This is a genomic window from Methylobacterium sp. WL1 (assembly GCF_008000895.1).
Taxonomy (GTDB): Bacteria; Pseudomonadota; Alphaproteobacteria; order Rhizobiales; family Beijerinckiaceae; genus Methylobacterium.
In genome coordinates this window covers 3683244-3697908 of the sequence record NZ_CP042823.1, presented here as the reverse complement: position 1 = coordinate 3697908, position 14665 = coordinate 3683244, and the positions used below count along the sequence as shown (strand labels likewise).

The window sequence follows — 14665 nt, the reverse complement described above, 5'->3', positions numbered from 1 at the left end:
GAGGTCACGTCGGTGCGAGCATGAACGCGGCCTGCGTCGCACGCGTCAACGCCGCGCGGAGGACCGTGATCGCGGCCATCAGGACGATGGTGAGCGCCGCGGCCTCCCACGGGCTTCGAGCGATCGGACCCCAGACGTTTTGGACGGCGAACAGGCTCAAGTTCGACGCGACCAGATAGATCAGGACGTGCCGACCGGGGCTGGTCCAGAGGCGCGGGACCGCGATGCGCCGCACGATCGCCATGCTGGCCGCCCGGTAGAGCAGCAGGAACAGCGCAGGCCCGATCACCCACACGGTCGATGGCGGGAACCGCAAGGCAGGCTCCCGGTGATCGACGCGACGGTCAGGAGGGCGTAGGTCGCCGACGCGGCGAGGCAGAGATCGATGCCGCCGAAAGGCTCCGTCCTGTCGGCGTAAAAGGCCCCCAGGAACAGCCACATCGCGTACGGGGCGAGTGGGAAATACGTGTTGTCCGGCGCGGGGACGAAGATCGCCAGCCAGGGCAGATCGGGACCGTCGAACGGGAGACATCCGAACGCGGCCGAGGCTGCAACGCACGCCATCAGACAGGCCGGCCTGCGGACGACGTGCCCGAGCCCTCTGCCGAGCCAAACCATCGCGAGGCTCAGGACGAAGAACGAGGCGAGGAATTCGCTGTGGCCCGGCAGGTCCATCAGCGTCACCACGCCGAGGATCCGCGCCGCCGACCACCCGTTGCCGTCGGTCAGGATTACGGCTCCGATCCCGGACAGGTAGAAGGCCAGCAGGATCTTGGCCGGCCCCTGCAGCCGCTCCCACACCGGCCTAACCCGGCCGGACCGGGCGGACAGGGCCGTCCCCCAGCCGAATGCGAACAGAAATCCCGAGAAGCTCACGAGGTTGATGACGTTGGACAGGCCCGCCGTGAACCCGTCGATCGGGGCCTGGACGATCTGGACGACGTGGGCGAACACCATGCCCAGTACGAGGAACGTCTTGAAGACATCGAGTTCGACGCACCGATCCGTACGGACATTCCGGATGGACAAGACGTGGCCTCGGACTGCGACATCGAAGCGGCGGCGAGGCCACGCTGTGCAGTCCCCATGGTCGTCGGGAAGGGTAAAGATCGCATGCTGTGGGCCTGCCGCGCGATCCCTGGGCAGCTCCGTCGAGGCTGCTGCGCAGCACACGGTCGAAAGATGCGGTCGGATATCCGCCATGACCGGCCTCAGCCGGCCCGGCCGATTGGACCGGAACCCGTCGAAGTCGCGTTGATGGCGACCGTGGCGTTGCGGTCGGGAACGCCGCGACGCCGGGGATCCGACACCGCGGACGCGATGGCGTTCCGCGAGGCCGCATTCCTGGGACGGCAGCCGACGCAACCCGGCGATCACGCCCGCAACGGCCATCAGCGGGCGACGATCAGATCCTTGATCCGCGCGGCGAGCGCCTCCATCGGGAAGGGCTTGGTCAGCACCTGCATGCCGGGCTCCAGGTGGCCGTGCCCCAGCACCGCGTTCTCGGCGTAGCCGGTGATGAACAGAACCTTGAGGTTGGGGCGCCGCTCGCGGCCGGCATCCGCCATCTGCCGGCCGTTCATCCCCCCGGGCAGGCCGACATCGGTGACGAGCAGGTCGATATGCACGTCCGACTGCAGGACCTTGAGCCCCGCGGTGCTGTCGGCCGCCTCGATCGCGGTATAGCCGAGATCCTCCAGCACCTTGGTGACCAGCATCCGCACGGACGGCTCGTCGTCCACGATCAGCACGGTCTCGTCCTGGCCGGCCCGCGCCACGCTGGAGAGCTGCAGGGCGACTTCGCCGCCTTCGGCCTCACCGCAATGACGCGGCATGTACAGGCACACGGTCGTGCCCCTGCCGACCTCCGATTCGATCCGCACCTGGCCTCCCGATTGCTGCGCGAAGCCGTGGATCATCGAGAGCCCGAGGCCGGTGCCCTGGCCGATCGGCTTCGTGGTGAAGAACGGCTCGAACACCCGGGCGATCACCTCCGGGGGCATGCCGGTGCCGGTGTCGGTCACGCTCAGCACGAGATACGGGCCTTCGGGGAGGTCGTGCCGGAGGGCCGCGGCCCGATCCAGGTGGGTGTTGGCGGTCTCGATGGTGATGCGCCCGCCCGCCGGCATGGCGTCGCGGGCGTTGATGCACAAGTTCAGGAGCGCGTTCTCGAGCTGGCCCGGATCGATCAGCGCCGGCCACAGCGCCGGAGCTCCTACGACGTCCAGGCCGATCTCCGGCCCGATGGTGCGCCGGATCAATTCCTCCATGCCCAGGATGAGCTGGTTCACGTTGGTCGGCTTGGGGGTCAGCGTCTGCCGGCGCGAGAAGGCGAGCAGGCGGTGGGTCAAGGCGGCCGCGCGCTTGGCCGCCCCCTGGGCCACCGTCATGTAGCGGTCCAGTTCGGCGAACCGGCCCTGGCCCATCCGGGTCTGCATCAGCTCCAGCGCGCCGGAGATGCCAGCCAGCAGGTTGTTGAAGTCGTGGGCCAGGCCGCCGGTGAGCTGGCCGACCGCCTCCATCTTCTGCGACTGGCGCAGGGCCTCCTCGGTCTGGCGCTGGCTGGTCGTGTCGATGCCGACGCCCGTGCGCCGGAGCGGCCGCCCCTCGGCGTCGTGGTAGGTATGGCCGCGGGACAGGACCCAGTGGACGGTGCCGTCCGGGTGGCACAGGCGGTACTCGAGTTCGAGGTCGCCGGCATTCGCCAATCCGCCCGCCATCGTCGTCTTGAGCGCCGGTCGGTCGTCGGGGTGGACGTTGGCGAGGAAGTCCGGACGCGGGATGCCCTCCGATCCCCGGTCCGGATCGATCGCGTAGAGCTTGGCGATGGCGGCGTCGTAGAAGAATCGGTCGCTGTCCAGCTCGTAGGTCCAGACGCCGACCCCGCCGACCGCCGACAGGGCGAGGCGCGCGAAGTCCTGGGCGTCGCGCAGGAGGGCGTCGCGCTCCTTCTCGGCCGTGACGTCCCGGCCGGTGGCGTAGAGCATGTCTCCCGCCGGGACCGCGACCCAGGAGATCCAGCGCAGCGACCCGTCCTTGTGGCGGTAGCGGTTGACGATCCGCGGCTGGGCGCCCTCAGCCGCCGCGGTGTAGGCGTCGATGGTCTCGGCATGGTCGTCCGGGACCACGAACGCGTTGACGTGGCGGCCAAGGAGTTCCTCGGGCGTGTAGCCGAGCATCTTCGTCCAGGCGGGATTGACCCGCCGGAAGACCCCCGCGAAATCGATGACCAGCAGGAGGTCCGGCGACGTGTCCCAAAGGGTGTTCAGCTCCAGGGTCCGTTCCTGCACCTGCTGCTCGAGCGTGTCGTTGAGCGTCCGGAGTTCCGCTTCCGCGACCTTGCGCGCGGTCACGTCGTTGAAGAAGATCGCGATATGCCGGTCCGCGGGCTCGCCGACCCGGATGGCGCGCACGTCGAACCAGCGCTCGAAGTTGTTGGCGTAGCTCTCGAAGTTGGCCGGCTCCCCCGTCCAGGCGACGCGGCCGTAGGTCTCGAACCAGAACCGCTCCAGGTCGGGGGCGAACTCCGTGACCCATTTTCCGCGCAGGTTGACGCCGGCCTGACGCTCGAAGGCCGGGTTGGCCTCGAGGAAGCGGTAATTCACCGGGTGGTCGCCGTCGAACTTCACCTCGACGATGGCGAAGGCCGTCTCCACCGTGTCCAGCAGCGTCCTGAACAGATCCTCCGTCTTGCGCAGGCGCTCGCCGGCCTCGCGCGGGCCGGTGCGGTCGCGCAGGATCTTAACGTAGCCGTGCCGCGTGCCGTCCTCGCGGCGCAGGGGCATCAACTCGCCGGAGGCCCAGAACTCGGAGCCGTCCTTGCGCACGTGCCACCGCTCGTCGGCGGCGCGGCCCTCGGCGAGGGCGACGTGCATCTCCTCGCGCGGCCGCCCGGCCGCCCGGTCCCGCGCGGTGAAGATGCGGTCGGCCGAGGTACCGAGGATCTCGCCGCTTCGCCAGCCGAAGATGTTCTCCGCGCCGGCGTTCCAGTCGGTGACGATGCCATCCAGGTCGGTGACGACGATCGCGAAATCGATCGCGCTCTCGATGACATGCTGGAGATGGCTGCGTTCGGGCATGACACCGTGTAGCGGCTTCCGCGGCAAAAGTTAGGTCGGCTCCTGGACTCCGACATCCATTATAAACTGCTCCGTTCGGCGCCTTGCCTAACCCATATTGGTATTCGTTCCTGGGCTCGGCGCGACGGGCCCGACGGACACCTGCGCGGCGATCAAACTGGACCGTGATCGGCATCCCCGTTGACGCCGTCGCCCCCCGGCGCGAAGCCGGCGCGAGGGTTTAAGATCGCGGGAAGGTCGGAACGATGCTGGGGACGGTCGGGTTCGCGTTCCTGGCGGGGCTGCTGTCGGTGCTGTCGCCCTGCGTCCTGCCGCTGGTGCCGATAGTCCTCGGCACCGCGGCGTCGGAGCATCGGCTGGGGCCGGTGGCGTTGGCGTTCGGCCTTGCGCTGTCGTTCACCGCCATCGGACTGTTCGTGGCCACGATCGGCTTCTCGATCGGGCTCGACGGGGACGTATTCCGCGGTGTCGGCGCCGTGTTGCTCGTCATCCTGGGCGTGGTCCTGACGCTGCCGCGTCTGCAGGCGCGGGTCGCCACCGCGGCGGGACCCGCGGGGGCCTGGGCCGAGGAGCGCTTCGGCGGGTTCGGGTCCGGTGGCTTGTCCGGTCAGTTCGGCGTGGGCCTGCTGCTCGGGGCGGCCTGGAGCCCCTGCGTCGGGCCGACTTTGGGCGCAGCGTCGCTGCTGGCGGCCCGGGGCGAGCATCTCGGGGACGTCGCCGCGACCATGCTGGCCTTCGGGATCGGTGCCGCCGCGCCGCTGATGCTGCTCGGCCTCGTCTCGCGCGAGGCGCTGATGCGCTGGCGGGGCGGGCTCGCGGCGGCCGGCACGCGCGTCAAGGCGGCCCTGGGGGTCGTGATGGTGCTGCTCGGCTTGCTCGTCCTCACCGGCACCGACAAGCGCGTCGAGGCCGCGGCTGTGGCGGCCTCGCCGGATTGGCTGAACGCGGTGACAACCCGGTACTGACACGCTCTGCACCGGCGGCCTCGGCCGGAACGGAGCCCCGCGATGACCGACGCGCCCTGTCCGGTCGGCCTATGCCATGGCGGCCCGCACCGCCCGAATCCGCGTCGAGGGCCGACGGATGGCCCGGTCCGAGAGGCAATCTTCATCCTTCACGATCACGGTGCACGCCCCTTCGAACCCACGAACCGCCTTTGACCGACGCCCCCGCATCACCGCCCGCTCACGGGGTCGCCGGCTGGCCGTTCGGGGCCGCCGCGCCCTGGATGCGCCGACCGGACACCCTGCCGGACGGACGCCCCTGGCCGCGGATCCGGATCGTGACGGTCGCCGCGGCCGGGGCGGATCTGCACGAGACCGCCGCCTCGGTCCTGCGCCAGGATTATCCCGAGCTGCGGCACGACGTCGTGCCGGCGCATCTCGGGCATGCCCATGTTGCGGCGCTGGTGGCCGATGCCGCCTGCGACGCTGTGCTCTGGCTCGCCGCCGGCGACCTGCTCGCCCCCGGGGCCCTCACCGCACTGGCGCTCGAGGCCGCGCTGACCGGCGCGGTCGCCGTGGCGGGCCTGCGCGTCCTGTTCACCGACAGGGTGCTGGCGCTCGACACGCCCGGGACGGCATCGTCGGACGCGCCGGACGACCTGCCGTTCACCGGCGGCGAGGTGTTGTGGATGCGTGGTTCCCTAAGCGCGCAGACGATGCTCGACGCGAACGGCCGCTTGAACGCGGCTGCCGCATGGTCGGCGGTGACGGACGCCGTGCGCGGGACCATCGGCCGCCCGGTGCTGCTGCAGCGCGTGGACCGTGCGCCGGCTGAGGCGCCCGATGCCCTGTCGATCGTCTCGCTCACGGGCACCAGCACCCAGGGCGGTGCCGGCGTGGCCCAGCGACGGCTCGCCGAGGCTCTGGCGCTCGCGGGTCACCGGGTGACGCATGTCGCCCTGAGCGACCGACCCGAAGCCGCCGAATGGACCGACGATTTCCCGACGGCCGAGGCCACGGTCGCGGGTGCCGGCCCCGACCTGATCCTTGCCGGCAACCTGCACGGGGCGACCCGCAGCCTCGACGTGGTCGGGCGCCTCGCCCGGGGCGGCCCGGTGGCGCTGGTGCTGCACGATCTCTATCCACTCACGGGCCGCTGCTGCCATCCGCGCGCCTGCACCCGCGCCATCGCCGGATGCGACGCGACCTGTCCCGGCCCGGACGAGTACCCGCAACTCGCTCCGAACCGGATCGCCGGGATGCACGCTCGCAAGCGTGCCGTCCTGTCCGGTCCCGCCGGGCCGTGGCTGCTGGCCAATTCCGACTGGACTTTGGCTCGCGCGCTGGACCTGGCACCGCCCGGTACCGTGGCCGAACGGATCCGGCTGGCCTTCCCGACCGCCGCGTTCCGTCCCGGCGACTGCGCCGCCCTGCGCCGCCGGCTCGGCCTGCCCGCAGACGATGTGCTGATCCTGGTCTCGGCGGTGATCGTCGATGGGCCCGACAAGGGTTTTTCCGATCTGCGCGACGCGCTCCAGGCCGTGGCGCGCCCGGGCGTCGGCGTCGTGGCGATCGGCCGGCTCGACGATCCCGCCCGGCTCGGCGTGCCGAACCTGTTCGCGCCGGGGCTGATCGCGGACGAGGAGATCCTGGCCGCCTGGTACGGTGCCTGCGACCTCCACGTCACCGCGAGCCGGCATGAGACCCTGGGGCAGACGCCGATCGAGGCCGGCCTGTGCGGGGTGCCGACGCTGGCCTATCGCACGTCCGGCCTGACCTCGTCGGTGATCGACGGCGTGTCCGGCCGCCTCGTCCCGCTCGAGCCCGGCGCCCTGTCCCAGGCCCTGGCCGAGCTGGTGGAGGATTCCAGGGCGCGGGCGCGGCTCGGGGCCTTCGCGCGCATCGCCCTGGAGAGTCGCCATAGCCCGGCGGCCGCCGTCCTGTCGCTCGACCGCATCGTCCGGGCGTGCGGGCTGCTGGCCGGCTCCGGGCGGCCTACCTTCACGCCCGCGATGCTCGGCCATTTCCCGTTCGCGGCGCAGCGGCAGCCGGGTGCGTCCGGCACGGTGCCGGCGCCCTCCCGGCCCCTCGTGCGCCGGCTGCGCCGAGCCAAGCAGATGCTGCTCGGACGGCGCATGCCGTTGTTCGTGCGCCGCTGCCTGTACCTCGCCGGCACCCTGCGGCGGAGCGTTCCGTGAGGCCGAGCCCAGAACCACAGGGCGTCCGGCGGATCTATCTCGACCAGACCCATCTGCGCGGCCACGTCACCGGGATCGAGCGGATCACCCTCGATCTGTTCGCCCCGGACCGGCTCGCGCCGCACCATGTCCGGCCGGTCACCAGCGGCTCGCTGCCCGGAATGATCGCGCAACAGCAGTTCGGCCTGCCGCTGCGCGCTCTGGCCGACCGTGACGCGCTCTTCCTGTTCCCCGGTTTCCCGCCCGGTCCGCTCTGTGCCGTCGCGGCCGAACGCTGCCTGTTCTACGTCCACGACACCTTCCTGCTCGACCGGCCGGAGGATCTGAGCCTGAAGAGCCGGCTCTACATGAGCCCGAGCTTCGCCCGGGCGCTGCGCTGGTGCCCGAACCTGTTCGTGAACAGCCGCACCACCGGACACGCCGTCCGGGCCGTCTGCCCGCCGCACGCACGGGTCGCCCTGCTGAGGCCGTCCGTGCGGGACGCCTTCGGGCTCGCCGACCTGCCGGGGCCGGCATCCTATGGTGCGGGCATGCCGCTGCGCCTGCTGGCGATCGGCACGATCGAGCCGCGCAAGGATTATGCGGCCTCCCTGGAACTGGTCGCCGCGCTCAACCGGGCCGGCATGCCGGCGGAACTGCACCTAGTCGGGCGGGTCGGCTGGGGCCGCCACGCCTTCCTGGACGACCCGCCGCCTTACCTCCACCGGTACGGGTACCTCGCCGACGCGGCGTTGCGGGCGCTGGCCGCCTCCTGCCACCTGCTGCTCTCGACATCGAAAGCCGAGGGGCTCGGCCTGCCCCTGCTGGAGGTCCAGCATGGCGGCTTGCCGGTGGTGGCGCCGGACGCGCAGGTGTTCCGCGAGGTGCTGGGCGCCTCCGCCCTGCTGGTCTCCCCCGAGGATCCGGCGGCCGCGGCGGCGGCGCTCGCCGTCTGGGTCGGCGAAGGCGGCCTTGTCCGGTCGGCGGCGGCAAGCCGCGGGAACGTGGCGCGGTGGAACGCGGCGGCGTCGGAGGACAAGGAGCGCTTCCGCCGCTTCCTGGGAGGGGATCCGGGCGCGTACGCGGAACCGGACACCACGCGAATCGGATGAGTCCGTTTACGTAGTCCCCAACATTTAAAGGCCTGATCGGGCCACAAAATCGTGACAGAGCGTTCTCGTTCTAGCGACGATATCTATACGGTTGCTGCTGCAGGGTGTGCATCAAGGCGAGAGTACTGGTTCGGTATGCTGGTTGCTGGAGTGTCGAGGAAGACACCGCCTCGGTGGAGGTTCTGTCCCGGATCGGCACGGTGGTGACCGGAATGGGGACGGGAGCAGGATGGCGGTGGAAGACGGCACCGGTCGTCGTCCGACAGGTCAGGAGCGAGGCGCATGTTCGACTTCTCGACACGCATGAGCGGTGAGCAGCCCGTCCGCATGGTGCTGCCCCAGGTGGAGTCACGGCCGGAGCCGCGCGTGATCCTGCGCCGCCTCTGGCGGGGTAGCGGCTTCATCGTGCTGGGCGCCCTGTTCATGGTGGCGGCCGCGGTGGCGCTGCTCGGCCTCATCCCGCCGCGCTACACCTCGTCCATCCAGGTCCTGGTGGATCCCAGCGACCTGCGGGTCGTCGAGAACGACGTGAACGCCCGCCAGCCCCAGGCCGATAGCGGCGTCTCCATCGCCGAGAGCCAGGTGCGGGTGATCCAGTCCGACAACGTCCTGCGCCGGGTGATTGCCAAGCTGCATCTCGATCAGGACGACGAGTTCGTGCTGCCCGACGGCAACAATCCGACGATCGCCTGGATCAAGGGGGCGCTCGGCATGATGCCGCCGGCCGCGAGCCGCGACCCGGTCAACATCGCCCTCGATACACTCCAGACCAAGCTCAGCGTCCGCCGGGCCGAGCGGACCTTCGTGATCGACGCCTCGGTGCAGTCGCGCGATCCCGAGAAAGCCGCCCGGATCGCCAACGCCATCGGCGACGCCTACTTCGCCGAGGAAGCCGCCGCCCGGACCGACACGGCCCGACGCGCCTACGACGCGCTGACCGGACGGCTGGGCAGCCTGAAGCGCGACGTCGAGCAGGCGGAGGGCGAGGTGGTGCGCTACCGCGAGGCCCACAAGCTCGTGGCCTCGAGTGGCCGCCTGCTGACCGATCAGCAACTCGGCGACCTGAACCAGCAGCTCGTCACTGCGTCGATCAAGACCGCCGAGGCGAAGTCGCGGCTGGACCAGGCCCGAAAGATGCGCACCTCGGACCCGAGCACCGCCCTCCCGGAGATGCTGCAATCCCTGGAGATGCAGGCGCTGCGGCAGCAATACGCCACGCTCTCGCGCAACACCGCCGAGCTCGCCACCCGGCTCGGCGAGCGCCACCCGGCCATGGCCGAGCAATACGCCCAGCAGCGCGACCTCCAGCGCCTGATCCAGCGCGAGAAAGAGCGGATCATCGATACGACCCAGAAGGATTACGACCGGGCCGCCGCCAGCGAGGCGGCGATCCGCACCAATCTCGACCGGGTGAAGACCGAGACCGTGAGCAGCGACCGCGCCTATGTCGGCCTGCGCGAGCTGGAGCGGACGCTGGAGGCCCGCCGGGGGGTCTACGAGGCCTATTTGAAGCGCGCCCGCGAGGCGAACGAGCAGGAGCGCCTCAACACCACCAACGTCCGGATCATCTCGGTGGCCACGCCCGCCCGCCAGCGGACCTTCCCGCCCTCGCCGAAGATCGTGCTGCCGGTGGCCCTCGTGCTCGGCCTGCTGCTCGGCGGAGCCATCGCGTTGGCGCTCGGCGCCGACAGCGACCGTCGGCGGTTCCGCCGCGCCGTCGCCCGCCCCGGGACCAGCTTCCGGGCCGCCGATGCGTGATGTCGAGGCTCCGAGCCTGGCAGACCCGGAGGCGGCGTTGCGGGACCGGGCTGCGCCGGAGCCGTCCACGACTGCCACGCTGTTCGGCTACGGCTTCCACGTCGGCACCGCGTCCGCGATCGTGACCGCGGTGGCGGCACGGCGCTCGGACGGTCCCCGGACGATCGTCACCGCCAACGTCGACCACGTCGTCCAACTGGCCGAGGACGCGGATTTCCGGGGCGCCTACGCGCGCGCCGCTGCCCGGACCCTCGACGGCATGCCTCTGGTCTGGCTCGCCCGTGTCGCGAGCGGCCGGCCGGCGGAACGGATCACCGGCCACGACCTCCTGGCCTGCGTCCTGGCCGACCCGCCGCCCTACGCCCGCCGGGTGTTCTTCGTCGCTGCACGCCAGGACGTCGCCGACACGCTGACCACGCGCCTGCAGGCCGCCGGTCTGCCGGACGGCGCGGTGGCGAGTGCGGTGCCGCCCTTCGGCTTCGAGGACGACGCGTCTTACGGCAGCGCCCTGGCCGAGCGGATCCGCGCCCACGGCACCACCCTGCTGGTGATGGGCGTCGGCGCACCGAAATCGGAAGTGTGGGTCGATCGCCAGGGCCGGGCGCTCGGCAACCCGGTGGTGTTCTGCGTCGGCGACGCTCTGTCGGTCGCGGCCGGCTGCCTCCCCCGCGCCCCGCGGCTTATGCAGCGGCTCGGCCTCGAGTGGGTGTTCCGCTTCCTGTGTGCCCCGCGCCGGCTCTTCCGGCGCTACTTCATCGAATCCTGGCGCTTCATCGGCATCGCCGTGCGCGACCGCGTTTCGGGCCGGCGGGATTGAGGGGGCGGGCCGGCGCCGGGTGCGCAAGCCCGATCCCATCGACGCCCAGATCGTCGGCGTGATTGGATGGAGGTTCGTCCGGGTTCGCTGCGCTCGCAATGACGGCGAGAAGCGTGGTCTGTCATTCCAACGTGTCGCGGGCGAGCTTCAGTCGGCTACGCAAACAGCTCCGGCCGTCGCAGTTGAAGCGCGAAGAGCAGCAGCAGCGACTTCATGTCGGTGAGGGCGCCGCGGCGGGTCATGGCCAGGAGTTCCGGCAGTGGGATCTCGTGCACGGCCACCGCCTCGCCCTCCGCGGCCAGGCCGCCGCCGGCGCCGGTACGGTCGGATTCGCCGTAGGCGGCCAGGAACAGGTCCATCCGCTCGGTCGAGATGCCCGGCATCGTCCAGGCGCTGGCCACGAGGTCGAGGGCGCCGAGGCGCAGTCCGGTCTCCTCGGCGGCCTCGCGCCGAACCTCGTCCTCCGGCGCGCCGTCGTCGAGCAGCCCTGCCGGCACCTCGACATGGCTCGGCGGACCGCCGGAATAGAGCACCGGCGCCCGGAACTGCGAGACCAGCGTCGCCACGCGCCGGACCGGATCGTACGGCAGCACCGCGACGGCGCGGCCGTGATCCTCCATCTCGCGCGTGATGCGCGTGCCATCGTCCTGCATCACCTCGGCCACGAGGTAGCGGGCCCAACCCTCGTGCACGAGGCGCACGCCCCCGATCCGTGGTGCCATGCCGTCTCCACCCTATCCCTGAGAAACGGACGGATCGCTCAGGAATGCGGCGGCTTCGCGGAGGCGGTCATGCGGAAACACAGGCGATCTCCGCAGCGCTCGGCCGAATCCAGCCGGACACCCTCCTCACGCACGAGGTTCGGGATGTCGATCATCGCCATCGGATCCGTGCAGACGACCACCAGGACCCGCCCGGTGCCCAGCGCGCGCAGGGCCTTGCGGGTGCGCAGGACCGGGAGCGGGCATTTCAGCCCGGTCAGGTCGAGTTCGACACAATCCGGTTCGTCGTCCTGCACGGGGTCGGCCTCATCCCGCACCGAGACCCGCGCTCGCGACGACTGACTACCACTCGTGATAGCCGAAGACCGGACCGCGATACGTGTCCGGCGCGAACACATAGTAGGTCGGACCGTAATAGCCGTATTCCATGCTGCGGCCAGGGGTCGGCGCGTAGCCGTATCCGTAACCGAACGGCGCCGGATAGCCGTACTCGCCGTAATAGCTGTATTCCGGACGGACCGGGACCGCGGCGACGAACCTGCCGCCCACGTGCGGGCGTGCCACCGGGACGGCGCGTTGGGCACGATACGGGCCCAGATCCGCGGCGCAGCAAACGCCGCCGGCCGTCACGGCGGATAATACGCCGGCCGCGAGAGCGACGGTGTGGCGAGTCATGGCGTCGGTCTCCTGACGAGGACGATTCGGCCTCGGGGGGATCCGATCACATGGCCGGCGACAGACTAGCATCGCGGGCCTTGGCCGAAGCTTGCGCCTCCCGTTTAAGGTGATTCGGAGAGCGGGCCAGGCCTCGGGCGACCGCGTCCGACAGGCGGCAAAAAAACTCCCGGCCGCGATTGGACCGGGAGTGTGGGGCAGGCTCGAATTTGGGCTTACCAGCCGTAATTGTCGTAGCCGTAAGCTGGGTAGCCATAAGCGGGATAGCCGTAGCTGCGGACCGGGGCGTAGCCGTAGGCCGGATACCCGTAGCCGCTGTCATAGCCGTAGCGGGGAGCCGCACTGGCGGCCAGCGCACCGCCGATGATGCCGAGGGCGGCACCGGCCGCGACGGCGCCGGCGACACGGCCGCCGTAGCCGCGACGGTATCCGTAGCCGCCACCGTCATAGCCCCGGCGCCAGCCGACGGTGTCGATCTGGGTGCTCGGGCCGCCGACCTGCACGGAATTCTGCGCCGGAAGGGGAGCCGCCTCAGCGGCGGTGAATGAACCGGCGATCATGGCCAGGGCCGAGGCGCCGGCGACGAGCGATGTGGTGATGCGAGACATGGACACTTCCTCCACGCGCTGAACCAACGGCGTGAGGACCGTCAGATATCGCACTTCGTTCCGCGCCACGGTGTGCGGCCGCACGGTCCCGGGAGTTGCCGGTTCAGAACACGCATTCCGAGAAGGCCGGGCGCACGCAGGCACCCCAGCGGCCCTCGTAATCGGCCAGCAGGTCGTCGGCCCGGGTGCGCCCCGCCGTGACGATCGCCTCCAGGGGCTGGAGGTAGACGGTCTCGTCGCGGCCCTCGGCATCGCGGCGGGCCCGGGCGCGCAGACCCGCGCGGGCGATGGCCAGCGCCTCGGCGGCGACCGCGCCCAGCGTGGTGTTGGCGACCGGCGTGGCGAGCCCCAGACGCGGCGCCGTCGCCCGGGCGGCCTCGCGGTTGGCCGGGCTCCAGCCCTTCACCAGGTCGAGGGCCGCGTCGAGGGCCGATTCGTCGTAGAGCAGGCCGGCCCAGAACGCGGCCTGGGCGGCGATCATCCCGGGATCGCCGACATCGGCGCCGCGCATCTCCAGGAAGCGCTTGAGCCGGACTTCCGGGAACGCCGTGGAGGCGTGGTTGGCCCAGTCTGCGACCGTAGCGTACTCGCCCGGGAGCTGCGCCAGCTTGCCGGCCATCAGGTCGCGGAAGGAGGCGCCAGACACGTCGTGATAGATGTCGCCGCGCTTGACGAAGTACATCGGCATGTCGAGCAGCCAGTCGACATAGGCCTCGTAGCCGAAGCCGGATTCGAACGCGAAGGGCAGCATGCCGGTGCGATTGGGATCGGTGTCGCGCCAGATCTCCGAGCGGCGGGACAGGAAGCCGTTGGGCCGCCCGTCGGTGAACGGCGAGTTGGCGAACAAGGCGGTGGCCACCGGCTGCAGCGCCAGGGAGGCGCGCATCTTGCGCACCATGTCGGCCTCGGAGGCGAAGTCGAGATTCACCTGTACGGTGGCGGTGCGCAGCATCATGTCGAGGCCAAGCGAGCCGACCTTCGGCATGTAGCCGGCCATGATCTTGTAGCGGCTCTTGGGCATGACCGGGGTCTCGTCCCGGCGCCAGCGCGGGCTCATGCCCAATGTGAGGAAGCCGATATCGAGGGGATCGGCCGCACGCTTCGTGGCCGCGAGATGGGTGGCGAGTTCGGCCGCGGTGCCGTGCACGTCCGGCAGAGCCGCGCCGGACAGCTCGAACTGTCCACCCGGCTCGATCGAGATCGCCCCGCCTTCCTCGGCCGACAGGCCGATGATCTTGCCGAGGTCGAGGATCGGCTCCCAGCCGGTCTCGCGGGCGAGCCCCTCCAGCAGGGCGCGGATGCCGCGCTCGCCGTCATACGGCACGGGCTCACGGGTCTCCCGGTAGAACGGGATCTTCTCGTGCTCCGTGCCGATGGCGAATCGCGCGCGCGGCTTCTCGCCGGCGGCGAACCAGTCGATCAGTTCAGCGCGCGTGGTGAGCGGCGTGTTGTCGTTGCTGTCGCGCGCCATGCGCTGCCTGCCCGTGCCTGTGAACTATGCCTGGGATGGGAGCGCACCGGACTGCTCCAGCGTGTCCGTCCGGTTCGACCTCGTCCCGCCCCATCCAGCGGGCGGAGTCCGGACGGACACCCGCACCGGCCCTCTGGGGAGAGCGGCGCGGGCGAACATCCGTTCCGGGACATAATCGAGGCGCTCGGAACCGACAACGCGGCGCCGTGGACCCGGACGCCCGTTCGACCCGGTTCGACGGAACAATCCCGCGCCGCACCGCTCCGATGTGCGTCTGCACACATGCGCTCGGTCGGTGGCGA

General features: G+C 70.7%; 13 protein-coding genes. 5 read left to right on the top strand and 8 right to left on the bottom strand.

Going from position 1 to position 14665, the window contains the following annotated elements:
- Nucleotides 1-4: 4 nt before the first annotated feature.
- The 3 genes from FVA80_RS17925 to FVA80_RS17915 all read right to left on the bottom strand — a co-directional run bounded on the left by FVA80_RS17925 (nt 5) and on the right by FVA80_RS17915 (nt 4079).
- Complete coding sequence (locus FVA80_RS17925; RefSeq protein WP_147906271.1) at nt 5-316, bottom strand: hypothetical protein; 312 nt, start codon at nt 314-316, stop codon at nt 5-7.
- Nucleotides 286-1029 carry a heparan-alpha-glucosaminide N-acetyltransferase domain-containing protein gene (locus tag FVA80_RS17920; protein ID WP_187193397.1) on the bottom strand — a complete coding sequence of 248 codons (744 nt, stop codon included), beginning with the start codon at nt 1027-1029 and terminating at the stop codon, nt 286-288. The genes FVA80_RS17925 and FVA80_RS17920 overlap by 31 nt, the downstream gene beginning before the upstream one ends.
- A gap of 362 nt (nt 1030-1391) precedes the next feature.
- Nucleotides 1392-4079 (bottom strand): PAS domain S-box protein, encoded by a 2688-nt coding sequence (locus FVA80_RS17915; RefSeq protein WP_147906269.1) that lies wholly within the window; start codon nt 4077-4079, stop codon nt 1392-1394.
- Between the two features lie 245 nt (nt 4080-4324).
- On the opposite strand from FVA80_RS17915, the gene FVA80_RS17910 reads away from it, so the two are divergent.
- From FVA80_RS17910 to FVA80_RS17890, 5 genes are all read left to right on the top strand, one after another.
- Nucleotides 4325-5044 (top strand): cytochrome c biogenesis protein CcdA, encoded by a 720-nt coding sequence (locus tag FVA80_RS17910; RefSeq protein WP_147906268.1) that lies wholly within the window; start codon nt 4325-4327, stop codon nt 5042-5044.
- 191 nt (nt 5045-5235) lie between these two features.
- The gene (locus tag FVA80_RS17905) at nt 5236-7221 is read left to right on the top strand and encodes a glycosyltransferase (protein WP_147906267.1); all 1986 of its coding nucleotides are present in this window, start codon (nt 5236-5238) and stop codon (nt 7219-7221) included.
- A complete protein-coding gene (locus FVA80_RS17900) occupies nt 7218-8312 on the top strand; it encodes a glycosyltransferase (protein WP_147906266.1) in 1095 nt (364 codons plus the stop codon). Before FVA80_RS17905 ends, FVA80_RS17900 begins: the two co-directional genes overlap by 4 nt.
- A 282-nt stretch (nt 8313-8594) precedes the next feature.
- The gene (locus tag FVA80_RS17895) at nt 8595-10070 is read left to right on the top strand and encodes a GumC family protein (protein ID WP_147906265.1); all 1476 of its coding nucleotides are present in this window, start codon (nt 8595-8597) and stop codon (nt 10068-10070) included.
- A complete protein-coding gene (locus tag FVA80_RS17890; RefSeq protein ID WP_147906264.1) occupies nt 10063-10887 on the top strand; it encodes a WecB/TagA/CpsF family glycosyltransferase in 825 nt (274 codons plus the stop codon). The genes FVA80_RS17895 and FVA80_RS17890 overlap by 8 nt, the downstream gene beginning before the upstream one ends.
- A 155-nt stretch (nt 10888-11042) precedes the next feature.
- Here FVA80_RS17890 and FVA80_RS17885 read toward each other — a convergent pair whose 3' ends face one another.
- From FVA80_RS17885 to FVA80_RS17865, 5 genes are all read right to left on the bottom strand, one after another.
- The gene (locus FVA80_RS17885; RefSeq protein WP_147855938.1) at nt 11043-11609 is read right to left on the bottom strand and encodes an NUDIX hydrolase; all 567 of its coding nucleotides are present in this window, start codon (nt 11607-11609) and stop codon (nt 11043-11045) included.
- A gap of 38 nt (nt 11610-11647) precedes the next feature.
- Nucleotides 11648-11905, bottom strand: a complete 258-nt coding sequence (locus tag FVA80_RS17880; protein ID WP_246692011.1) for a sulfurtransferase TusA family protein — start codon at nt 11903-11905, stop codon at nt 11648-11650.
- Nucleotides 11906-11951: 46 nt separating this feature from the next.
- Complete coding sequence (locus FVA80_RS17875) at nt 11952-12173, bottom strand: hypothetical protein (RefSeq protein WP_246692010.1); 222 nt, start codon at nt 12171-12173, stop codon at nt 11952-11954.
- Nucleotides 12174-12499: 326 nt separating this feature from the next.
- Nucleotides 12500-12892, bottom strand: coding sequence for a hypothetical protein (locus FVA80_RS17870; protein ID WP_147906261.1), 393 nt, complete (start codon nt 12890-12892; stop codon nt 12500-12502).
- A gap of 103 nt (nt 12893-12995) precedes the next feature.
- The gene (locus FVA80_RS17865) at nt 12996-14363 is read right to left on the bottom strand and encodes a glutamate--cysteine ligase (RefSeq protein WP_147906260.1); all 1368 of its coding nucleotides are present in this window, start codon (nt 14361-14363) and stop codon (nt 12996-12998) included.
- Between the last annotated feature and the right edge of the window lie 302 nt (nt 14364-14665).

Bases quoted from the DNA above. Each gene is read 5' to 3' on its own strand.
- FVA80_RS17915 (WP_147906269.1), bottom strand. From the start codon at position 4,079: ATGCCCGAACGCAGCCATCTCCAGCATGTCATCGAGAGCGCGATCGAT.
- FVA80_RS17910 (WP_147906268.1), top strand. From the start codon at position 4,325: ATGCTGGGGACGGTCGGGTTCGCGTTCCTGGCGGGGCTGCTGTCGGTG.
- FVA80_RS17895 (WP_147906265.1), top strand. From the start codon at position 8,595: ATGTTCGACTTCTCGACACGCATGAGCGGTGAGCAGCCCGTCCGCATG.
- FVA80_RS17890 (WP_147906264.1), top strand. From the start codon at position 10,063: ATGCGTGATGTCGAGGCTCCGAGCCTGGCAGACCCGGAGGCGGCGTTG.
- FVA80_RS17885 (WP_147855938.1), bottom strand. From the start codon at position 11,609: ATGGCACCACGGATCGGGGGCGTGCGCCTCGTGCACGAGGGTTGGGCC.
- FVA80_RS17870 (WP_147906261.1), bottom strand. From the start codon at position 12,892: ATGTCTCGCATCACCACATCGCTCGTCGCCGGCGCCTCGGCCCTGGCC.
- FVA80_RS17865 (WP_147906260.1), bottom strand. From the start codon at position 14,363: ATGGCGCGCGACAGCAACGACAACACGCCGCTCACCACGCGCGCTGAA.